Source organism: Sphingomonas canaveralia, from assembly GCF_047238125.1.
GTDB lineage: Bacteria > Pseudomonadota > Alphaproteobacteria > Sphingomonadales > Sphingomonadaceae > JBDFMH01.
Map to the genome: position 1 here is coordinate 1 of NZ_JBDFMH010000002.1, position 21,060 is coordinate 21,060.

The window sequence follows — 21,060 nt, forward strand, 5'->3', positions numbered from 1 at the left end:
GCCTGCGCCATGGTCTCGCACATCGGACCCATCCGCACGAGCAGCATCGCGCCCAGCAGGACTAGCGCGAACGTGCGGACGAGGCGGCCGAAGCTCATGCGGTCCTTCTACGTTGCGCCGAGCCGCCGCGCCAGATCAGTGCGCGACGCCCAGCACCATCCAGATCGCCATGGCGACCATCATCACGTTCTCGGTCAATGACAAGAAGCCCAGCGGCACATTGCTGTCGCCGCCCACGCACGCGCATTTCAGCTCGCGCTTATCGACATAGACGGCCTTGATGACAGAGACAGCTCCGATCGTCCCGATTACCAGCGCGATCGGCACCGACAACCAGGTCAACACACCGGCGGCCATCAGCACGCCCGCCGCGCCTTCCGCGTAGGGGTATATATAGGAGTATGGCACCCAGCGCTTCGCGAGCAGGTCGTAGTTGAGGAACATCGTCGCGAACTTCTCGACGTTCTGGAGCTTCAACAGCGCCAGCACGCACATGGAGAAGGCGATGAACCACTCACCCGCGCGTACCGTGAAGGGTGTGCCGAGCACGGCATAGCTGGCCGCCAGCGCCATCAATGCCGTCATCGCGAACACAACCGCGACCGGTCGGTAGGTCACCGCCTTGGGGTCGGCCACGGTCTTGCCGAAGAACCGGCGCAGATCGTCATAGCCCCCTACCCGCTCGCCACCGATGAAGGTCTGGGGTGTCGTTTTGACCCCGTGCTCGGCTTTGAATGCGTCGGTTTCCTCGCGCGTCCTCAGCCAATGGTCCTCGACCTCGTAGCCGCGTCGTTGCAGCAGGTCCTTTGCCTTGAGGCCGTAGGGGCAGGTATGCGTCGGCATCACCATGCGATAGATCGTTGCCCTCTTGGGCGCCGCGGTCGCCATGTTCTTCTCCACCATGTTCGCGACGCTTATATGGGGGCCGTACTATGGTACGGAGTCAAGGCATGGCCGACCTGACAATTGCAGGACTCGCGCGCGAGGGTGGCGTCGGTGTGGAGACGGTGCGCTATTATCAGCGCAGAGGGTTGCTCGAGACGCCGGCGAGGCCTGAAGGATCGGGCTCGAGTGGCGGTATTCGCCGCTACACAGCGGACGATGTTCGCCGGCTCCGTTTCATCCGATCGGCGCAGGCCGCTGGCTTTACGTTGGAGCAGATCGGAGAACTGGTGGCGCTGGACGCGACCGATGATCGCGCTCGGGCACGCCAGCTTGCCAACGAGCGGATCGCGGCGCTGGATGCGAAGATCCAGGAGCTGAAGCACGTCCGCGCATCGCTCCAGCGGCTTGCTCATGAATGTGGGTCGGGCTCGGAAGGCCCCTGCCCCATACTGGAGGCCTTCGACACGGGAGATGCTGGCGTCGCATCATAGGTGCTTGCCTTATCTTGTGTCAAAACCGTCCGGTTACGGCCGGTCCGCGCGATCTCGCATTTACATGGGTTTGCAGGGGTCAGAACCCGCATGTCGGATATGTCAGCTTGCAACAGCCCGAGGTAAAAAAGGTCTACCTCGGCAATCAGCATTAAGCCGCTTCTTGTTTTCCTACATCGATCGATGTAGGAAAACCGGAAACGAGGGGTGTGCGATGCTCAAGACCATGATCCATGACAGGCCGGAAGAGGTTGATGCGGCGCTGGCGCGTCTCGGGTTGACGGCACCGCCGTTGATGCGGGCGGTTCGCGCAGGCTATTTGTCCCGCATTTCCCGCACAGCGAATGATGCACCGATCGCGGCTGGCTTCTATCATTGGAACGAGACGCTTCGGACGTTGCGTGACGAGCTGGTCGTGTTGGGATGGACGCGGGTGGATGAGCAGATGTTCTCCACCATCCTGAGTCCGGACGGCCGTATCGCTATTTCCGTGTCGTCCGGCGACGAGGCGACAGGTAGCGCACGTGGCTTTCCCCGCACCAAGCGGGACAAGGGGCCGCGCACGGCTGATGTGATTCACGCTAACGTCGAACAACTAGACTTTTTTAAAACGATCCCAGAACCGGCTCTTGAGGAGGAGGCGGAATGCCTCACCTATGTCCTGCTGTTTCATGCCGACGCTACGGAACTTCGGGCCGAGCTGTCGTTGCCGGTGAGCATGGACGAAAAGGATCATATCGATAGCTGGCGCGAGCGTATTATTTTGGGCTCCCAGCCACTCGACCCCGAAGGCACTAGGATGCCGGAACCGGACTTTGGCCCGGATATCGATATCGACGTTCAGCGTCGCGCGTGAGGCAATGTTCTCCCCTTCGCGTCTCCGAGTGGCCCGCAAACGGCGCGGGCTGAATAAAACCCAATTAGCCGAACGTATCGGCGTCGATCTGCGCAGCGTCACAGGATATGAGCGCGGCGATTACGAACCAAGCGGTGACACGCTCGGCCGTATCGCTGTGGCACTGCGCTTTCCGGCCGCTTTCTTTGCCGGTGCCGATTTGCATGAGCCGACCAACCGCACTGCGAGCTTTCGCTCTATGGCGCGCATGGCAGCGTCGCGTCGTGAAGCCGCTCTGGCTTCTGGCGCTTTGGCGTTCCTGTTAAACGATTGGATCGAAGCGCGTTTCGCGTTGCCGCAACCTGATCTGCTCGATCTTCGGGAAGAGGACCCGGAGACGGCCGCCATGGTCTTGCGTCAGCATTGGTTGCTCGGCGAGAAGCCAATCCGCAACGTCGTCCATCTGCTCGAATCCAAAGGGGTTCGAGTCTATTCGATGGCGGAGGATACGGCGGAGGTAGATGCATTCTCCCTCTGGCGGGAGGCGACGCCGTTCGTGTTCCTGAACACTCAAAAGTCGGCGGAACGCAGCCGGTTCGATGCTGCGCATGAGCTTGGACATCTCGTCCTTCACCGACATGACGAACCGAGAGGTCGTGAGGCCGAGCAAGAGGCTAACCGATTTGCATCGGCATTTCTCATGCCTCGAGGGAGTGTCCTGGCGCACGCACCGATGATGCCGACGCTGGAGACACTGATACGCTTAAAGCATCACTGGATCGTATCGGTGGGAGCCTTGGCCTATCGGTTGCAGGCGCTAGGGCTCCTATCGGAATGGAATTATCGCGGACTCTGCATCGATATGGGCCAGCGCGGTTACCGCACGGCGGAACCTGAAGGTGCTCAGCGAGAAATGTCTTTGGTGATCCCAAAAATCTTCGCGGCGTTGCGCGACGATGGGATGACGAAAGCGGATGTTGCAGCGGCTCTTCATATCGAGCCGGACGAGCTTGACCGCCTCGTTTTTGGGCTGGCGTTGATGGGGTTGCATAATGATGCGTCGTCATCACCAACCCCGCCACGCGCACCTAAGCTCCGTTTAGTGAGCTAGAAGGCAGATAACGACATATCTCGTTTTAAACCTACACCGAACCACATATGTCCTTAGGACATATGTGGTTCGGTGTGGCATATGTCAAGAGAGCATGTGCTGGTAAGGCAAGGGCAAAAACCGTTGACCACTCGTATCGATATCCCTATGTCCTTAGGACATAGGGATATCGATACAGTATGAACTTTAACGATGGCCTTGATAAAGCCCTGCTTGAGCATGATGCGCCGATCGTCACCGATTACGAGTTTTTTGCCCTTGGCCGGAAGCTGTTTGAGGCCAAAGAATGGGCTGGTGAGCCGTTAAAACGGCTACCCACTGGTTGGGACCAGACCCGTGCGCGGAACTCCTTACGCCGCCTTGAAGCTCGTAAATCCCTAACGGCAGATGCCGATTTTCATTCTGGCGTTTGGCGTGTGGTTCAGTCCACGCGGAATGGGTCGGCCGAAGAGGTGGCCTGTATCGTCGATCCCTTCTGCTACGTTTCTCACCTTTCGGCGATGCAGCGCTACGGCCTGACTGACCGTAGCCCCGAGGCGTTGCACCTCACGACGCCGGCGCGGCCCGTTTGGAACATGCTGCGCGATCGGAAGATGGTTGAGGACTTTGGCGGTCCGCCTGACGAGGGGCATCCCCTGCTACTGCGCTTGGGGTTCAAGGGTGAATTGCGTCGTCGACCGGTTATCCTGCACCAATCTAGCCACCCTGCAACGCCTGTGAAAATTCGCGGGGAGCAGACACGAATCACATCTATTGGGCGCACTTTCGGGGACATGCTCTCTGAGCCGGCGCTGTGTGGCGGTATCCGCCATGTGATCGACATTTGGGAGCGGGAGGCCGAGCAATGGGCGGATCAGATCATCGATGAAATCGACAAATTCGATTCCAAAATGGTGAAGGTCCGCGCAGGTTACTTGCTATCCGAGGTGCTGGAGATCGAAGATAGCCGGATCGACGGCTGGGAACAATTCGCCCAGCGCGGTGGGTCAAGGAAACTCGACCCGGACGCACCATATGCTCCGACCTATTCCGAACGATGGATGATCTCTCTGAATGTCTGAAATTGACGAGGCTCCCGAGGGAGAGCGAACCGAGATTGTTGATGTCGACGTGCGCGCCTGGGTGGAAGCCGCAAAGACCGATCTGGTTCGCTATCGTGACCGGCAGGTGACGGAGGTCGTCCTGGCCGCGATCGGCGTCGCGCCGAACTTGAAAGAAACCCTGGTGCTGAAAGGTGGGGCGGTCATGGCGCTTGCCTTCAAAAGCGAGCGGGTGACGGGGGATGTGGATTTCAGCGCGGATGCTGATCCCGAGACGTTTGCCCAGCTCATTGTCGAAGAGCTGAACGCGCTTTTGCCGAGAACGGCGATCAGCCTCGGTTATGTCGATCTGCTATGTCGTGTGCAGGCGGTCAAAAAGATGCCGCGAGCCAAGAACTTCGAGCAATATGATTTTCCGGCATTGCTGGTGCGGATTGGCTCGGCGGTGCGGGGATCAGGAGAGGAAAAATGGCTCGACGCCGGCCAGGCTACTCGCGTTCTGGATATGGAGATTAGCTTCCGCGATCAGGTCTATGCCTTCCAAGAGCTGAGCCTCACGGATGCCGGCGTTGCTGTGCGCGCGTTCACTTTGCATGAGCTGATCGCCGAGAAGTTCCGGGCCTTGCTCCAGCAGCCCATTCGGAATCGATACCGGCGTCAGGATGTCTATGACATCGCATTCCTTGCTGAGACCAATCCGCTGACCGACGGTGATCGGGCAAAGATTCTCACGACGTTCGTGGATAAATGCCGCACTCGTAGCATCGAGCCTTCCATAACGTCGATCGACGATCCGGAAATTACAAAGCGAGCGCAGGCAGATTGGGATACGCTCAAGCTGGAATTGTCGGACCTGCCCGCGTTCGATGAACGGTTCGCCATTGTCCGAGAACTCTACGTGTCCCTACCTTGGTAATCGCCATTAAATTTTGGGGTGAAGGGATCGGGGCATAAAGGCGAAATGGACCAAAGCGCACCAGACGATCTCCGGCGCATATGGAGGCAGAGCCAAATTCCGGTCATTGTCCGCAAAGGCAAAGGCTACAGGCTCATTGTTAAACTGCCGCACTCAAGCATAACTTTTGAAGACAGGCGCTCAGCATGTGCCTTCCTGCAAGCAGTCCGTCCAACGGGACGAAGCCCCGATTGGCTCGAACGTTATAAAGGGTGGGAAGTGGCGCAAGATTGGTTCAGCGATCTCGTGAATCACATTCTTGGCAGATATTCGAAGCTCTACATCATCCAGCCCTATCGTGAGCAGGAGAAGTGCGCGTCGCAATGCATGAACGCGCAAGGGCACGAATGCCAATGTTCATGCATGGGTGCAAATCATGGTGCCGGGGGACCGGGTGCCGGGTGGTTCGAGGTGTCGGAGACATTTGCAACCCGGTGGGGCGAGTCACATCTCGCATGTCGGTTGATGGAACGAACGCCCGGTTCGCAGCCCCTTTAATCAGGCAGTCACCAGCCATCTTCCCTCGCCTGCTATATATGATAATGTCCTTTATCGGATGTAGGAGACTGCTGATGTCGATGTTCCACAATATCGCTGGAATGAGCACGAACGGGTTGAAGGCTATGCAGCGCGCCACGCACGACCGCCTAGTTGAGGAGGACGCCCTGCCTGCCGGAGCCCAAAAGACCTATGGGGTGCGGGAGTTTCAGGATTGGAGAGATCAGGCTGACGAGATGGAAGCGGAGCTGGACCGTCGTGGTGAGACATATACCAAGGTTCCTTGGTGACGGTTCGTTTATCGCCCTTGGCTTCAACGCCGGCTGCTGTGGCCCAGCCTTGCTCTCTGCCCGCCTACGCGCTGCCGGCATTGATTGCATCGGCCGACGACCGCGCCCAGCTCCGCTTCCTGGAGTTCTTTGCCGCCAACATCCGCAATCCGAATACCCGGCGCGCCTATGCACGCGGGATCGGTGAGTTCCTGGGCTGGTGCACGCAGCGTGGCGTGTCGTCGATCACCGCGGTGCAACCGCTCCACGTCGCCGCCTACATCGAGGAGCTGGGCCAAGTGCGCAGCGCGCCCACGGTCAAGCAGCGGCTGGCAGCGATCCGCCATTTCTTTGACTGGCTGGTGATCGGCCAGGTGGTGCCGGTGAACCCGGCCGGATCGGTGCGTGGGCCGAGCCATAGCGTGAAGCGCGGCAAGACGCCGGTGCTGGCACCCGAGGAGGCGCGCCGGCTCCTCGACCGCATCGACGTGACCACGCCTGTGGGCTTGCGCGATCGGGCGCTGATCGCGCTCATGGTGTTCAGTTTCGCGCGCATCGGCGCGGCGCTGCGGATGCGGGTCGAAGACGCCTATGTGCAGGATCGGCGCCTCTGGGTGCGGCTGCACGAGAAGGGCGGCAAGCGACATGAGATTCCCTGCCATCATAGCCTGGAGGCGTACCTACACGCCTATATCGACGGGTGTCGGCTTGGCGATGATCGCAAGGGGCCGCTGTTCCGGACGATCGCACGCGGTACGGGTCAGCTCAGCGTGACCCCCCTGCCCCAGGCCAATGCGTTTCAGATGGTGCGTCGCCGGGCGCTGGCGGCCGGGATCGGGACGGCGATCGGGAACCACTCGTTCCGAGCGACTGGGATCACCGCCTATCTGAAGAACGGCGGCACGCTCGAGAAGGCCGCGGCGATGGCGAACCATGTCTCGACCCGCACGACCCAGCTCTATGATCGGCGGAGCGATGCAGTTAGCCTAGACGAAGTGGAGCGCGTGCTAATCTAGGGTGATGTTTTAGCGTATTCCTCGGCCAGAGCTTCAGCAGGGTTGGCCTTTGTCCTATCAACGTCGATCGGACATCATCACCTTCGCCGGCGTCGTCGACTCAGACCTTCTTACCGACGAACACGCCTACTGCACCTGAGAGGACACTGAGCATGGCCGTGATAATCCGGCCCTTCGTTTCGTCGGTTGCGTTACCGTAGCTCAGGATAAGAAATCCTACGACGGCAAGAATGATGACGCCGGATACGACCGCAACGGTGATGAACCGGATCGTCTCATGCTTGAGACGTTCGATGGTCACGGACTCGGTTTCCGATTTGGACTCGGTCACGTCTCGACGAGGTATAATGGTGTCGAGGTTTTCGGTCTGCATACCGCTGCGGCCGCTATCCATTAGTCGAGCAGGCCTACCAATTCGACATCAAGCTTGGTCGCGTCTCGCGCGAATCCAAGATGCTCGATACCGCGGGCTTTTTGCTTTTCGGCAGCCTTCACGACCGCCAGTGCTCGGCGGACGACGTCGGTCATTGTAGTCTGCTGGCTTTCGGCAACCCTGTTGAGAAGTTCAGCGAGATCGTCGCTAACCTCAATGTTGATGCGCTTGGCCATGCCACATTCCCTTCTCCAGTTACAAAAGTTCAGCGCCAGAAGCGCTTGCACGCTTCCAGCGGAGGACGGGGTTACAGGTCAAAAAGCGGCGCCATCTAGCTGGGGTGTGTGCGTATGTCAACCAGAAAGCACCTACTTAACGCCCTATATGCTGATTCGATGCGTATTACAAACACCTTTTTTGTGCGTCTTATGTGTTGAAATTGTGTTATGGTTGACCATGTAGGGGAGAAATCGTGCCGGCGGAGCGAGAGAATGAAGGGGCCGCGTTATGGTCGTTGGACTTTCTGAGGCGATAAACCGACTTCCTGCCGGCTTTCGCCGTCCGGCCGCTCACGCCTTCGAGCAGCTTCTGGATGATGCTCGCGACACTTGGTTCGAGCGGCCCTTTGATGTCTGGTATCCGAATAGTGATCGGACGGGGCGGCGGAAGGCCATCCTGCTGATCGGGCACGCTCCCCCGTTCACCTTTGATCTTTTTCTGATCCGCGACCGGGCGCGGCATCCGGCGATCGTCGTCGGCAATATCTGCACCCACCCGGAACCTCGGTGTGTCTGCTAAGGAGTAGCGCAATGTCCGGTACTGCCAAGACCTTCCCCATCGGCCGAAACGCTTCGACAGGGCAGCTCACGTCGGTGAAGTATGCGAAGGATCATCCCAAGACCCATGTGGTAGAGCGGATGCCCAAGCCGGGACGCGGTGACACTAAGTAAGCGCCGTGCGTCCAACTGAAGAGCCACCATCATGCTGATTTAGCACAAGGGAAACAAGCCAATGGCCCAGTGTACGGCTCCTAGAGAGGGGCATCGGACAGCAAGCGCGGCTGCCAACTGTCCCGCCTGCCGTTATAAGAGTCGCTACGGCGGATACGGGAGCAGTTACGGTGGCGGCTACGGCGGTGGCTACAGCTCATCCCCTTCACCCTCTTACAGATCATCGTCGGGCCGCGGGGCGAACACCGTGAAGGCAAAATGGTCTAAGCCGACTTCCACGGTTTACTACACGCCTATTGAGGCACGGGCGCTTGAGCCAATCCGGGAAACGGTAGAGAAGCGTGCGACACTTCCGGATATACGTGAGATATTTCTCTGCCACGCTTGGGCAGACCGTTTGGACGATGCTACGAAACTATACGATCTTCTCAAGGCTCGGAACGTATCGGTCTGGTTCAGCGAAAAAGACATCCCGCTCGGATCGTCCTTTCTCCGTGAAATTGATCGCGGGCTTGCGAAATCGCGCATGGGGATCGTTTTGGTTACGCCGGCGCTGCTCACACGCCTTCCAACCGGGGGCGTTGCCGACCGAGAGCTTTCCGCACTTCTAGCGACCGATCAGCTCGTGCCGATCGTCCATAACACGACCTATGACGCGTTGCGCATGGTCAGTCCGTTGCTCGCATCCCGGAATGGCCTCAGCACCGAGGACGACTCGCTTGAAATCGTCGCTAACAAACTTGCCGAACTTGTGAAAACGACCTGATCGAACCAAAGCTTTCCCATTTCTCCATCATGACCGACGGTTTTGAGAAATAGAAATTGGGAACAGAATTTGGGAAACTGGCAGTGACGCTATGATACAGGGTGGAGAGCGTCAACTTTACTGCATGTTTATTAATTGGGGCAATTTCTCATTGGCAATGAACTTATACCAGTATTCATGATGTAAAGTGAGGTAAGTTAGTGAGGTATCATCTCGTAATCCAAGCGCCATTAGGTCCACTCGCTGTCGGACCAAGAGAATGGGAAGCGCCTCCTGATATCGGCTCAAGCATTACCGAAACAATTGAAGGAGAGCAGATGAAACTTGAGGTATTTGGAATACAGCATCTGCCAATCATTCCGAGTGGTACGTTCGCGCATGATGAAACGTGGGTCATGTGCAAAATAATTTCACGGTCAGGAAAGCCCCCGCACTCTCGCTGACCGTTTTATTCTGGGAACGGCCCGGCCGTCTCACGAGCAGTTCCCAATCGGGAAGGCTGATAACCGGCTCACCCATGGAATAAACCCGGACGAGCGTCGTCTATGCTTTCAGGACTGATGCGCCGGAGGCTTATGCGTAGACGATATTGGATGCTCGGTCTGACTGCTTCGGCCCTGCTCACAGGCGCAGTCGCGGCCGCCCCTGCCGGTGGTTACGCCAGCATGGTGGCTGCCGCGATGGACCGGATGATGGCGGGCATGATGGTCAAGCCGTCCGGCGACGTCGACCGCGACTTCGTCACGATGATGCTTCCGCATCATCAGGGTGCCATCGATATGGCGGTGGCGGAGCTTCGCTACGGCCACAACGAGCAGCTCAAGCGCATCGCGCAGGAAATCATCATCGATCAGCAGCAGGAGATCGCCGCCATGAAGCTGGCGATCGGTCAGCCGCTACCCCCTTCGACGCCAGCCCCGACGCAGGGCGGCGACCACCATAGCCCTATGGAGCACTGACATGATCCGGACCATCCTGCGCTCGGCCGCCTTGCTGATGAGCGCCGCACCGGGCCTCGCCATGGCCCAGCAGGCGCCGTGGAACGCTAAGGACATGCCCGTCAGCCACCGCGACCGCGTCTATGCGTCTGAACAATTCTCCAACACGGTGTCGGTGACGGACCCGGCCGACAACCGGCTGCTCGGCGTCATCAAGCTCGGCGATCCGCAGCCGATGAACTTTTCGCCGCTCTACAAGGGACAGGTGCTGGTCCACGGCCTCGGCTTCTCGCCGGACGGGAAGACCTTGGCGGTCGTGTCGATCGGATCGAACGCCGTGTCGTGGATCGACACCGCCACCAACACGGTCAAACACACGACCTATGTCGGGCGCAGTCCGCACGAGGCGTTCTTCACGCCAAACGGCAAGGAGGTGTGGGTCACGGTCCGCGGCGAGGATTATATCGCCGTGCTCGACCCCACGACGTACAAGGAGACGGGGCGCATCAAGACGCCCGGTGGTCCGGGCATGACGATCTTCTCTCCCGATGGCCGGTACGGCTATGTCTGTTCGTCGTTCAATCCGGTGCTGGCCGTGTTCGATGTCGCGACCCACGCGCAGGTCGGACAGGTGGCACAGCCAAGCCCGTTCTGTCCCAATATTGCCGCGACGCCGGACGGCAAGCAGGTGTGGTTCACGCTGAAGGACATCGGCAAGACGGTCGCATTCGATGCGAGACCACCCTTCGCGATCCTGAAGGTGCTGGATACCGGGCCGATCACCAACCATGTCAACTTCGCCCGCACGGCCAAGGGGCAGTTCGCCTATGTGACGGTCGGCGGGGAGAATGCGGTGAAGGTGTTCCGCACATCCGACTTCGCGCCCGTCGCCACCATCCCGGTCGGCAAGATGCCGCACGGTGTCTGGCCATCGGGCGACGGCCGGCGCATCTACGTCGGGCTGGAGAATGCCGATGAGCTCGCCGCGATCGACACCGCTGGCAACACGGTCGTTGCCACCGTGCCGGTCGGACAGGCACCGCAGGCGATCGCCTATGTGTCGAACGCAGTTCCGACAGGCCCCGGCACCGACAATCTCCAGCCGCTCGGCACGGCCGGCAAGGCGTTGCATCTGACCATGGGGCCGATCGGCGGCAAAGGTACAGCAAGCAGCATCACCCTCTTCGACCAGGGCATCATTCAGGTCGTGCAAAGTGCCGTTACCGGTTTGCAGCCCAAAAAGCCTTACATGCTCGTGCTGACCGCCAATGCGGACGGCAGTGGTGCGGTAGAGCCGCTTGCGAACTTCATGAGCAACCCGGCAGGTGCGGCGATCGTCAACGCATCGGGTCCGATCCGGCAGATCGTTCAGGGCAGCACCGCGACACCCCGGCGCTTTCTGGCGGTTGCGGAGGTGGTGAACGGCGCGCCGGGGCGCATCGTGCAGGTGCAGCGCGACTGAGATGGACCCGCTTGCCGCCGCGATCGAACCGCTGATCCCCGGGCTGCGCCGCTATGCCCGGTCGTGGTTGCGCGACCGGGTGATGGCGGATGACGTGGTGCAGGATTGCCTGGAGCGCGCGGTCGGGCGCTGGCGACAGCGACGGGGTGCGGAGGTCCGCCCGTGGGTCTATGCGATCCTGCACAATTTGTTGGTCGATCATCAGCGGCAGCATAGCCGGCGAGGTACGGCGGTTCCGCTCCACCTCGTGGACGACGCCGCGCTCGGCCGCCCGGCCGATCAGGACACAGGCCTGCACCACCGCGACCTGCTGCGCGCGCTTGATGCGTTGCCTGAAGAACAGCGAACGGTGCTGCTCCTGGTCTCGGTCGAGGGCCTGCCCTATGCGGAGGTCGCTGCCGTAGTCGGCGTGCCGCTGGGCACGGTAATGTCGCGCATATCGCGGGGGCGCGACCGTCTGGCGACCCTCCTCCGGGAGGGTGAACGGCCGCGATTGAGGAGCGTGCAATGACCAGCCCGATCGGCGAGGACGATCTGGCCGCATGGATCGATGGCAGGCTGTCGCCCGAGCGGCAGCGCCTGGTCGACGCCTATCTTGAAGGCCAGCCGGACGTGCATGCCCGTGTGCGAGAGCAGGCGGAGCAGGCGCGAGCCCTTGCATCCCTGTTCGCCCCCGTCGCGGATGAACCGATCCCGGCGACGATGCGCGTGGCAGCGATCAGGGGACGGCAACGGCAACCGCGTTGGCAGCTCGCCATCGCCGCGTCACTTCTGCTGGCGTTGGGGTTTGGCGGTGGCTGGTCGAGCGCGCGGTGGAGCGGCGAACCCCGCGCGGGCATCGCGGCGCTGGCCAACGAGGCGAGTGATAATTTCCGTGTCTATGCCGCCGACCGGATACGACCGGCGGAGATCGGCCCCGACCAGCGCGCCATGCTGATCCGATGGACCTCCGCTCGATTGGGTGAGCGCGTCACGATCCCGGACCTCAGCACGGCCGGCTATCGCTATGGCGGGGGGCGACTGGTCGCGACGCCCCACGGCCCTGCGGCACTGCTCCTCTACGACGGACCGCAAGCGTCGAAACTCGCGGTGCTGACGAGGCCTATGCAGATCGACAAGACCGCGAGCATGACCAGCACGTCCAGCGGGACCATGGGCCGGGTCACATGGGCGGTTGATGGGATCGGCTATAGTGTGGTGGGCGAGCGACCCGCGGCCGAGTTGCATCCGATCGCCGACGAGGTCCGGCGCCAGGCCGATGCGGCGTTGGTGTCCTGATTGCACCTTGCCGCTTCCCGACGCTGACAGGCACCGGGCGGTCCAGCGGGATCACGGCTTGCGCTCGACATCCTTCCTGTCGGCCTCAGCCGGCGTCAGGCGAGCCCGCTCGCGAATGCGGCGTTCCAGCGGCGCACCGACGAACAGGACGAGCATTGCAAGGCTCACCCCGCCGATGATGAGCGGCCACACTGCCAACCCCGCTGCCGCGCCGATCGTGGCGGTGACCCAGATGCACGCGGCGGTCGCGAGGCCATGCACCTCCTGACCCTGGCCGACCCGCAGCACCGCACCGGCACCGATGAAGCCGACGCCGGACAGAATGCCCTGCATCGCCCGTCCTGCGGCATCGGCGTTCACGTTCGGCAAGCCACTATGCACGATCGCCTGCACGGCGATGCAACTCGCCAGACCGACCAGACCCAGCGTCCGCAGGCCCATGATCTGCCGGTTCTCCCGCGAGCGTTCCCAGCCGAGCACCATCCCGGCCGCGGTCGCCACCACCAGGCGACCAATCGCATCGATCCAGAAGGCGATGTCCGATGCCGCTGATGCTTCGATCATTCGACCAGCACGTGAACGTGATGCCAGGCGGTGCACAGATAGCCGGCGAAGTTCCACATCGTGTCCGGTCGTTCGGGCTGTCCCTGTCCAGCCTCGTCGAAGGCGCGCACGACAAGGTGCTGGCGTCCCTTGGCAAGCGTGGCATCGAGGGTCCAGCGCCGCCAACCCCAGTGCGTCACCGGATCATCGGCGAACGTCGCCTGTTGCCAGTCGCGACCGCCGTTCACCGACACCTCGACCCGAGAAACACGGCGGTCATAGGCAATAGCATATCCCTCAATCCGCACCTCCCCGGCGGCCAAACTCTCGCCCGCACCGGGCGAGCAGATCGCGGCGTTGAGCGGCATGGCGTTGATCGTCAGACCCTGGCTCCAGTCGACGGTGTCGCTCGTCACATCGGCGGGAAACAGCTTGTAGTCGTGCGCCTGGATCGGTGCGTCGGAAGGCGTGTCTCGCACCTCGATCCGTGTCAGCCATTTGGCGCTGCGCACGCCTGCATAGCCCGGCACCACCATGCGGAGCGGGGCGCCATGTTCGGGCGTCAGCGGCTCGCCGTTCATCGCCCAGGCAATGAGGACGTCGGGTTGCCGCGCCTTGTCCATGGCGATCGAGACCCCGAACAAGGCTTCTTCGCCCTCCACGTCCACCTCGTCGGCGCCGGTGAACGCCACGAACAGGTTGGACGCATCAGGCGCGCCAACTGCATCGAGCACATCGGCCAGGCGTACGCCGGTCCACTCCGCATTGCCAATCGCTCCGACATCCCAAGGATCGCCCGACGTCTTGCCGACCTGCTGGAGGTCCGTGCGCCGGTTACCCGCGCATTGGAGCACGGCTGTCACCGAGTGCGTGGAAAACGTAGCTTTCAGTTCTTCCACCGAGAAGGAGCGGCTCGCTATGCCCGTCCCGCTCACCTCGATCCGATGATTGGCGGGCAGATCCGGCACTGGCCCGTGGCTGCGCACGTAGAACAGCGCCTGCGGCGTCAGGAACCGCTCGATCAACGCACCGGGCGTCGGCTCGGCGTTGTAGGGATCGGAACTGCGCTCGATCATATCGGTCATGGACGATCAAACGTCGCGAGCCCGCGTAACGCTTCAAGTCTTCGAGACCTTCGCAGACGAAAGGCTGCCGATCATTCCGATATCCAGATTGGAATGACCATATCAAACGGTTGGTCGTATCGATCAAGACGCGCGATATATGCTGCATGACCCTGGAGCAGCTCAGAATATTCGTCGGCGTCGCGGAGCGCGAACACGTTACCAAGGCAGCGGAGGCGCTGAACGTCACGCAGTCTGCTGCCTCCGGCGCGGTTGCGGCCCTCGAAGCGCGCTACGGGGTTCCTCTGTTTCACCGCGTCGGGCGTGGCATCCAGCTGACCGAGGCGGGCCGCGGCTTTCTGGAGGAAGCGCGCGCGGTGCTGGGGCGGGCAGCGCATGCCGAGACGATGCTAGCGGACTATGCCGGGCTTGCGCGTGGTTCGTTGCGGATCGTCGCCAGCCAAACGATCGCGAGCTATTGGTTGCCGGCAAAGCTCGCCGCCTTCCACGAACGCCACCCGCAGATTGCGGTCGAGCTGGCGATCGACAACACCGAGGGCGCGGCAGCGCAGGTGCTGAGCGGCGCGGCGGAACTCGGCTTTGTCGAGGGCGAGGTGGATGAACCGGCGCTCGCCCACTGGAAGGTCGGGCGTGACCCGATGGTGCTGGTCGGCCGCGAGGAAGCCGAACGCATCGACGAGGCCTGGCTGCGCACTGCACGCTGGATCGTCCGTGAGCAGGGATCGGGTACGCGCTCGACCTTCGAGGACGTGCTGCGAACGCGCGGGTTTGATCCGGCCCAGCTGACGGTAGCGATGACGCTGCCGTCCAACGAGGCGGTGCGCACCGCGGTCGAGGCCGGTGCCGGCGTTGCCGTCTTGTCGCGATTGGTCGTCGCGCGCGCGCTCAAGGCCGGCGATCTGGTCGAGCTGCCGCTCGGGCTGCCCGACCGCGCCTTTCACGCGCTGCGCCACAAGGAACGCTATCGCACCCGCGCGGCCGACGCGCTGACGGATCTTATCAAGGAGCAGGTCGCATGACTGCCGACACGCACTCCGTTCTCAGCGGCCTCAAGCCGCTCAGCCGGCTCGATCACCCCCGCGAGATGATCCGCCAGTTCACCCCCAACTGGTTCGCCGCGACGATGGGCACGGGCATCCTTGCCCTCGCGCTGCCGCAAGTACCCGGCATTGGACCCTCGCTGAAGCCAGTCGGCGAGGTGTTGTGGTTCTTCAACATCGCGCTCTTCGCGCTGTTTACCGGGCTCTATGGCGCGCGCTGGGCGATGTTCGGGCACGAGGCACGGCGCATCTTCGGGCACAACACCGTGTCGATGTTCATCGGGACCATCCCGATGGGTCTGGCGACAATCATCAACGGCTGTCTCGCCTTCGGCATCACGCGGTTCGGAGACGGCATCGTGCCGGTCACACACGTCCTGTGGTGGATCGACGTCGCCATGTCGCTCGCCTGCGGCGTGTTGATCCCCTACCTGATGTTTACCCGCCACGAGCACAGCCTGGACGGCATGACCGCCGTATGGCTGCTGCCGGTCGTCGCTGCCGAAGTGGCGGGCGCCAGCGGCGGGCTGCTCGCGCCGCATCTAACCGATCCCCACGCGCAGATAGTGACGCTCGCGACCTCCTATGTGCTGTGGGCCTATTCAGTGCCGGTCGCGTTTGGCATCCTCGCCATCCTCATCCTGCGCATGGCACTCCACAAGTTGCCGCATGAAAGCATGGCGGCATCCTCCTGGCTGGCGCTGGGGCCGATCGGCACGGGTGCTCTGGGCATGCTGGTGCTCGGCGCGGATGCGCCGGCGATCCTCACCGCGCACGGGCTAGCCGGCGTCGGCACCGTCGCGCAGGGGATCGGCGTTGTCGCCGGGCTCTGCCTGTGGGGTTTCGGCCTGTGGTGGCTGGCGCTCGCGACGCTTATCACCATCCGCTACTGGCGCGCGGGCGTGCCGTTCAACCTGGGCTGGTGGGGCTACACCTTCCCGCTCGGCGTCTACACCGTCGCCACCTTCCGCCTCGGCACGACGCTGAACCTTATGTTTTTCGGTATCGTCGGCACGGTGCTGACGGTTGCGCTCGCGGCGATGTGGCTGCTGGTCGGTGCCAAGACGCTAGCCGGTGCATGGCGGGGCAACCTGTTCGTCTCGCCCTGCATCGCCACCCCGAACTGATCCGCCATGATGATCGGATCAGTCGGTCCGATCACTTGCAGAACGCCCCTTCGATCCGCCAGCGTGACTGGCCACAGGAGAGCCTTGTCATGGACAATTTCGACGCCGGGCTGGCGAGTGAGACCAGCCGTCGCCGCTTTCTCAGGCATGCCGCGCTCGGTACCGCCGGCCTTGCCGCCGCGCCGGCACTGGCGCAGCAGCTCGTCGACCTGAAGCTGCCCGGCGGCAATGCCGAACGGCCGATGACCAGCGCCTTTCCCGGCAAAGGCAGCATGATCCTCCAGCGCGTCCATCCACCCTTGCTGGAAACGCCGATGGACGTGTTCGACAAGTCGGTGTTCACGCCCAACGACCAGTTCTTCGTCCGCTGGCATTGGGCCGACATACCGACCTCGATCGACGTCGAAAGTTTCCGCCTCAACGTCTTCGGCCACGTCAATCGGCAGCTGTCGATCAGCCTCGCCCAGCTGCTGCGCCTGCCACGGGTCGAGATGGCGGCGGTGAACCAATGCTCGGGCAACAGCCGTGGGTTGTTCCAGCCACGTGTCGCCGGCGCGCAATGGGGCAATGGCGCGATGGGCAATGCCAAATGGCTCGGTGTGCGCTTGCGCGATGTGCTCGACCTCGCCGGGGTCAAGGCAGGCGCGGTACAGGTGCGCTTCGGCGCGCTCGATCAGCCGGTCGTGGCGGGCGCTCCCGACTTCGAGAAGGCACTCGATATCGATCATGCCCGCGACGGCGAGGTGATGATCGCCTTCGGCATGAACGGCGAGCAGCTGCCGCTCCTCAACGGCTTTCCCTGCCGGCTGATCGTTCCCGGCTGGTATTCGACCTACTGGGTCAAGATGCTAAACGCGATCGAGGTACTGCCCGGCCCTGACGACCAGTATTGGATGGCCAAGGCCTACAAGATCCCCGCAACACCCGGCGCGAATGTCGCCCCCGGTGCCAAGGACTTCCCGACCGTACCGATCAATCGCATGATCCCGCGTAGCTGGATGACCAGCCTGCCCGATGGTCAGGCGATCGCCTATGAAGCGTCGATCCCGGTCGGCGGCATCGCAATGGGCGGCGATTGCGGCGTCGCCAAGGTCGATGTGTCGTCGGACGGTGGCCGCACCTGGTACAGGACGACGCTCGGAGCGGACGAGGGCAGGTACAGCTTCCGGCGCTGGGACGGGCGGGTGCCGCTGAGACGCGGGCCTAACCCCATCATGGTGCGCTGCTGGAACACCAACGGTGTCGCTCAGCCGATGAAGCCGATCTGGAATCCCGGCGGGTTCATGCGCGGCAACATTGAAACCACCACCATCATCGCGGCCTGAGGAGCGAGCAAATCATGAAGACTCCGTCTCCCGGCGTGATGGCTGCTGGCCTGATCGGCCTGACCGGCATCATCCTCGTCTCGATCGGCGCGCCGAGCAGCCGCAAGGCGCCCGTTCCGATCTCCGAGATGTCTGAGCCGGCACCGGCCGCCAGCGTGTCAGCGCGCGGCTTCTCGCTTGCCTCGACCAGCGTCGACCTGCCGGCCGACGACGCGACCTACCCCGACGGTCCGCACGCCGACGTCATCAATGCCAATTGCACCTCGTGCCACTCAGCCAGCATGGCGCTGACCCAGCCTGCGCTATCGGCGGATCAGTGGAAGGCGACCGTCACCAAGATGCGTGAGGTGTATAAGGCGCCAGTGGCCGAGAAGGACGTCGATGCGATCGTTGCTTATCTCACCGCTATGCCGAGCCAGAAGGTGGCACCCGCGACCGGCAAGGCGCAGGACCCGGACCCCAAAGTGGCTCCTGATGTCTCAGGTGGAACCGGCTAACCGATCTACTTCCATAATCCCGAAATACCATCCCAATCGGGATGACCGTATGCGACACCCCGTGTCTGGTTAGTCGTTGGCGTAATCCCCTGCCCTGCACATCAGGCACCCCAATAGCGGTTGTGCGACCCTGCCATTCTGCATATCATCAAATCAGAAGCTTTGAAGGTGTGCACACTTGAATATTATCACGCTTGCAGCGCAAAAAGGGGGTGTCGGTAAAACGACGCTGGCAGTGAATCTGGCGGTTGCCGCGGAAGCGGCCGGGATAAAGACCGCTCTTTTCGACCTCGATCCGCAGGAGAGCGCGACTGCCTGGAGCGAGCGACGGACAGCCGAATTACCCCACGTCGAACCGATCAGTGCGCGCCGCCTCGATCAGGCGATCGACGCCGCAGAGGCCAACGGCTTTGCGCTTACGATCATCGACACACCGCCGGCAGCGGGCGCGGAAGCCGCAGCAGCGGCGCAGCGTGCCGATCTGGTCGTCATCCCTTGTCGTCCGTCTTTGATCGACCTCGATGCGATCAAGCGAACGGCGCAGCTTATCACCAGTACTGGGCGAACAGGCGTGGTCGTGCTGAATGCAGCACCCCCTACCGCGACCACATTGCTGGACGATGCCAGAACGCTTGCCGAGGCGACCGGCTTACGGGTTGCGCGTGCCGTATTGCGGGAGCGCAGCGCCTACCGAGCGGCATGGCCTTACGGCTTGGGTGTTATCGAGCATGAGCCGAAAGGCAAAGCTGCCTTGGAGATTGCAGCCTTGCAGAAACACATATTTGATGATGTGATGAACTGCACACCTGCAAATGTGAAGGCTTGATTATGGCAAAACGGACTTCTCTGTTGGGGCCGGCAGTAGCGTCCCCCTCCCCTCGCGACCCCGAGCCGGATCATCAGCCGACTCCGTCGACCTCGCCGTCGAGTCCGGCACGGTCGAGTGGCAAGCGACCCGGAAAGTACCACCTTGGGGCATATTTCGATCCGGCCGATCCCACAGCGGAGGCATTTCGTGTCTTGGCAGCGCGGACCCGGCGAAGCCATCAAGACCTACTTGCCGAGGCGATCAGCGAGCTGGTCGCCAAGTATGATGCCGACAAGCAATTCGGCCGTGCGTGATGATGTGCACATCTGCAATTATGCAGGACGGCAGGATTGAAGCGGCATGACCAAGCGTCAGAACCCTAACCCCGAGTTTGATCTATTCATCCCGTTGATGGGCGACCTCCCACTGAAGGATCAGCGGGAGACGATGGAGCGGCCGTTTTTCTCACTCCAGAAGCGCAAGCGGGTGAAGCCGATCGAATATAGCAGCCCGGACGGCGAGACGTGGGTGAAGATCGAGGCGATTCCTGCCTACGGCATGGCGACGATCTGGGATGCCGATATCCTGATATGGGCGGCGTCCACGCTCAATCGGATGCGGGAGCAGGGGATCAACGACCTTCCCCGGACGCTTAAAACAACGTCCTACGACCTGTTGCGGGCGATCAAGCGCGACACCAGCGGCCGGGCTTATCAGGAATTGCAGGCCGCACTCCAGCGGCTTCAGACGACTTCCATATCGACCTCGATACGCGCGCCCAAGCGGCGGACCAAGGCCGGTTTCAACTGGCTCGACAAATGGACGCTGGAGGTAGACCCGGACACCGACCAACCGCGCGGGATGACCATCACGCTGTCGGATTGGGTATATGAGGGCATTATGGGGGAGCGGTCGCTGCTCACCATGCACCAAGATTATTTCCTGCTGACGGGCGGGCTGGAACGCGCCCTGTATCGTATCGCGCGCAAGCACGCCGGCAACCAGAAGGGCGGGTGGACGTGTCGCGTCGAGGTGCTGCGCGACAAGACCGGCAGCGACAGCAAACCCAAAGAGTTCAACCGGATGCTCCGCAAGGTGGTGGAGGCCGACCAGCTCCCCGACTATGCGATGCAGATGGCTGCGACTGCCGATGGCAGTCCTGCCGTGTTGTTCCGGCTTCGGGGAGAAGCGGAGGCGCTGGCGCTGACAGCTAGGTTGGAGGCCGAGCAGGAACGACGGAACCGGTTCGATGCCGATCGCCGCCGCGCCGCCGAGGTGGACGACCTGATGGACAAGCTCGCCGGCGAACGCTGACTATCGTGGTATCACACACCGCAAGGCCCGTCCGTACCAGAGACGGAAGCGGGCAGCAGGCGATGAGAGTGTGGATCGAGCAATAATCGACCCGCAGAACGGCAAGCGATCATCGTGGGATCACACACCGGACAGTCGTGGGATCACACACCGCACTATCGTGGGATCACACACCGAATCACGTGGGATCACACACCGGTCACCTTCTCAACCTGTTGCAGAAACGCGGTTTTTTGCCCTCTTTTCAGCACTTAACCTTCTTAACGATTCCTATTTAACAGAATCACTTAACCCCCACAGATGTACCGAAGAAACGGAGAGGGGATGCGGAATTGCCCTTTGGGCAATGCGCTTTCGCTGCGTGCCGGCTATCGCCGTCACAGAAGCGGCCTGACGGCCGCAGGCTTCCGGCAGAAGCCCAGCCGATCCGGCGGTGTGTACCTGTCGGCGTCAT

At 61.8% G+C, this 21,060-nt stretch carries 25 protein-coding genes; 19 read left to right on the forward strand and 6 right to left on the reverse strand.

Going from position 1 to position 21,060, the window contains the following annotated elements:
• Positions 1 to 135: 135 nt before the first annotated feature.
• A complete protein-coding gene (locus tag ABC347_RS17385; protein ID WP_413247103.1) occupies positions 136 to 888 on the reverse strand; it encodes a MauE/DoxX family redox-associated membrane protein in 753 nt (250 codons plus the stop codon).
• Between the two features lie 62 nt (positions 889 to 950).
• Between ABC347_RS17385 and ABC347_RS17390 the strand changes: the two genes are divergently transcribed.
• The 7 genes from ABC347_RS17390 to ABC347_RS17420 all read left to right on the forward strand — a co-directional run bounded on the left by ABC347_RS17390 (position 951) and on the right by ABC347_RS17420 (position 7,100).
• On the forward strand, positions 951 to 1,376 hold the full coding sequence (locus tag ABC347_RS17390) for a MerR family transcriptional regulator (RefSeq protein ID WP_413247104.1): 426 nt from the start codon (positions 951 to 953) through the stop codon (positions 1,374 to 1,376).
• A 214-nt stretch (positions 1,377 to 1,590) separates the two neighbouring features.
• The gene (locus ABC347_RS17395; protein ID WP_413247105.1) at positions 1,591 to 2,232 is read left to right on the forward strand and encodes a hypothetical protein; all 642 of its coding nucleotides are present in this window, start codon (positions 1,591 to 1,593) and stop codon (positions 2,230 to 2,232) included.
• Between the two features lie 28 nt (positions 2,233 to 2,260).
• On the forward strand, positions 2,261 to 3,322 hold the full coding sequence (locus ABC347_RS17400) for a helix-turn-helix domain-containing protein (protein ID WP_413247106.1): 1,062 nt from the start codon (positions 2,261 to 2,263) through the stop codon (positions 3,320 to 3,322).
• 179 nt (positions 3,323 to 3,501) lie between these two features.
• Complete coding sequence (locus tag ABC347_RS17405) at positions 3,502 to 4,383, forward strand: type IV toxin-antitoxin system AbiEi family antitoxin domain-containing protein (RefSeq protein ID WP_413247107.1); 882 nt, start codon at positions 3,502 to 3,504, stop codon at positions 4,381 to 4,383.
• Positions 4,376 to 5,278, forward strand: a complete 903-nt coding sequence (locus tag ABC347_RS17410; RefSeq protein ID WP_413247108.1) for a nucleotidyl transferase AbiEii/AbiGii toxin family protein — start codon at positions 4,376 to 4,378, stop codon at positions 5,276 to 5,278. Before ABC347_RS17405 ends, ABC347_RS17410 begins: the two co-directional genes overlap by 8 nt.
• A 611-nt stretch (positions 5,279 to 5,889) precedes the next feature.
• Positions 5,890 to 6,105: a hypothetical protein gene (locus ABC347_RS17415; RefSeq protein WP_413247109.1), complete on the forward strand. Its 216-nt coding sequence runs from the start codon at positions 5,890 to 5,892 to the stop codon at positions 6,103 to 6,105.
• An 80-nt stretch (positions 6,106 to 6,185) separates the two neighbouring features.
• Positions 6,186 to 7,100: a tyrosine-type recombinase/integrase gene (locus ABC347_RS17420; RefSeq protein ID WP_413247110.1), complete on the forward strand. Its 915-nt coding sequence runs from the start codon at positions 6,186 to 6,188 to the stop codon at positions 7,098 to 7,100.
• A gap of 100 nt (positions 7,101 to 7,200) precedes the next feature.
• Here ABC347_RS17420 and ABC347_RS17425 read toward each other — a convergent pair whose 3' ends face one another.
• The 3 genes from ABC347_RS17425 to ABC347_RS17435 form a co-directional block, all read right to left on the reverse strand.
• Positions 7,201 to 7,431: a hypothetical protein gene (locus ABC347_RS17425; protein WP_413247111.1), complete on the reverse strand. Its 231-nt coding sequence runs from the start codon at positions 7,429 to 7,431 to the stop codon at positions 7,201 to 7,203.
• Between the two features lie 62 nt (positions 7,432 to 7,493).
• Positions 7,494 to 7,709: a ribbon-helix-helix protein, CopG family gene (locus ABC347_RS17430; protein ID WP_413247112.1), complete on the reverse strand. Its 216-nt coding sequence runs from the start codon at positions 7,707 to 7,709 to the stop codon at positions 7,494 to 7,496.
• Between the two features lie 208 nt (positions 7,710 to 7,917).
• Positions 7,918 to 8,247, reverse strand: coding sequence for a hypothetical protein (locus ABC347_RS17435; RefSeq protein WP_413247113.1), 330 nt, complete (start codon positions 8,245 to 8,247; stop codon positions 7,918 to 7,920).
• A gap of 423 nt (positions 8,248 to 8,670) precedes the next feature.
• On the opposite strand from ABC347_RS17435, the gene ABC347_RS17440 reads away from it, so the two are divergent.
• From ABC347_RS17440 to ABC347_RS17460, 5 genes are all read left to right on the forward strand, one after another.
• Positions 8,671 to 9,189 (forward strand): toll/interleukin-1 receptor domain-containing protein, encoded by a 519-nt coding sequence (locus tag ABC347_RS17440; protein WP_413247114.1) that lies wholly within the window; start codon positions 8,671 to 8,673, stop codon positions 9,187 to 9,189.
• Positions 9,190 to 9,782: 593 nt separating this feature from the next.
• Complete coding sequence (locus ABC347_RS17445) at positions 9,783 to 10,148, forward strand: DUF305 domain-containing protein (protein WP_413247115.1); 366 nt, start codon at positions 9,783 to 9,785, stop codon at positions 10,146 to 10,148.
• A gap of 1 nt (position 10,149) precedes the next feature.
• Positions 10,150 to 11,589: a YncE family protein gene (locus tag ABC347_RS17450; RefSeq protein ID WP_058733715.1), complete on the forward strand. Its 1,440-nt coding sequence runs from the start codon at positions 10,150 to 10,152 to the stop codon at positions 11,587 to 11,589.
• A 1-nt stretch (position 11,590) separates the two neighbouring features.
• Positions 11,591 to 12,100, forward strand: a complete 510-nt coding sequence (locus ABC347_RS17455; protein ID WP_007406239.1) for an RNA polymerase sigma factor — start codon at positions 11,591 to 11,593, stop codon at positions 12,098 to 12,100.
• Positions 12,097 to 12,867, forward strand: coding sequence for an anti-sigma factor family protein (locus tag ABC347_RS17460; protein WP_007406229.1), 771 nt, complete (start codon positions 12,097 to 12,099; stop codon positions 12,865 to 12,867). Before ABC347_RS17455 ends, ABC347_RS17460 begins: the two co-directional genes overlap by 4 nt.
• A gap of 51 nt (positions 12,868 to 12,918) precedes the next feature.
• On the opposite strand, the gene ABC347_RS17465 is transcribed toward ABC347_RS17460, so the two are convergent.
• Both ABC347_RS17465 and ABC347_RS17470 read right to left on the reverse strand, forming a co-directional pair.
• Positions 12,919 to 13,371 (reverse strand): MgtC/SapB family protein, encoded by a 453-nt coding sequence (locus tag ABC347_RS17465; RefSeq protein ID WP_413247116.1) that lies wholly within the window; start codon positions 13,369 to 13,371, stop codon positions 12,919 to 12,921.
• Positions 13,372 to 13,427: 56 nt separating this feature from the next.
• Positions 13,428 to 14,495 (reverse strand): molybdopterin-dependent oxidoreductase, encoded by a 1,068-nt coding sequence (locus ABC347_RS17470; protein WP_273691805.1) that lies wholly within the window; start codon positions 14,493 to 14,495, stop codon positions 13,428 to 13,430.
• Between the two features lie 146 nt (positions 14,496 to 14,641).
• On the opposite strand from ABC347_RS17470, the gene ABC347_RS17475 reads away from it, so the two are divergent.
• The 7 genes from ABC347_RS17475 to ABC347_RS17505 all read left to right on the forward strand — a co-directional run bounded on the left by ABC347_RS17475 (position 14,642) and on the right by ABC347_RS17505 (position 20,606).
• Positions 14,642 to 15,514 carry a LysR family transcriptional regulator gene (locus ABC347_RS17475; protein ID WP_413247117.1) on the forward strand — a complete coding sequence of 291 codons (873 nt, stop codon included), beginning with the start codon at positions 14,642 to 14,644 and terminating at the stop codon, positions 15,512 to 15,514.
• Entirely contained in the window at positions 15,511 to 16,662 is a 1,152-nt protein-coding gene (locus ABC347_RS17480) for a TDT family transporter (RefSeq protein WP_413247118.1), read from the forward strand. Before ABC347_RS17475 ends, ABC347_RS17480 begins: the two co-directional genes overlap by 4 nt.
• An 89-nt stretch (positions 16,663 to 16,751) precedes the next feature.
• Positions 16,752 to 17,987: a molybdopterin-dependent oxidoreductase gene (locus ABC347_RS17485; RefSeq protein WP_413247119.1), complete on the forward strand. Its 1,236-nt coding sequence runs from the start codon at positions 16,752 to 16,754 to the stop codon at positions 17,985 to 17,987.
• Between the two features lie 38 nt (positions 17,988 to 18,025).
• Positions 18,026 to 18,484 carry a c-type cytochrome gene (locus ABC347_RS17490; RefSeq protein WP_271300945.1) on the forward strand — a complete coding sequence of 153 codons (459 nt, stop codon included), beginning with the start codon at positions 18,026 to 18,028 and terminating at the stop codon, positions 18,482 to 18,484.
• A 178-nt stretch (positions 18,485 to 18,662) separates the two neighbouring features.
• A complete protein-coding gene (locus ABC347_RS17495; RefSeq protein ID WP_413247120.1) occupies positions 18,663 to 19,310 on the forward strand; it encodes an AAA family ATPase in 648 nt (215 codons plus the stop codon).
• A gap of 2 nt (positions 19,311 to 19,312) precedes the next feature.
• On the forward strand, positions 19,313 to 19,606 hold the full coding sequence (locus ABC347_RS17500; protein ID WP_413247121.1) for a ribbon-helix-helix domain-containing protein: 294 nt from the start codon (positions 19,313 to 19,315) through the stop codon (positions 19,604 to 19,606).
• A gap of 46 nt (positions 19,607 to 19,652) precedes the next feature.
• Positions 19,653 to 20,606, forward strand: a complete 954-nt coding sequence (locus ABC347_RS17505) for a replication initiator protein A (protein WP_413247122.1) — start codon at positions 19,653 to 19,655, stop codon at positions 20,604 to 20,606.
• Positions 20,607 to 21,060 lie beyond the last annotated feature (454 nt).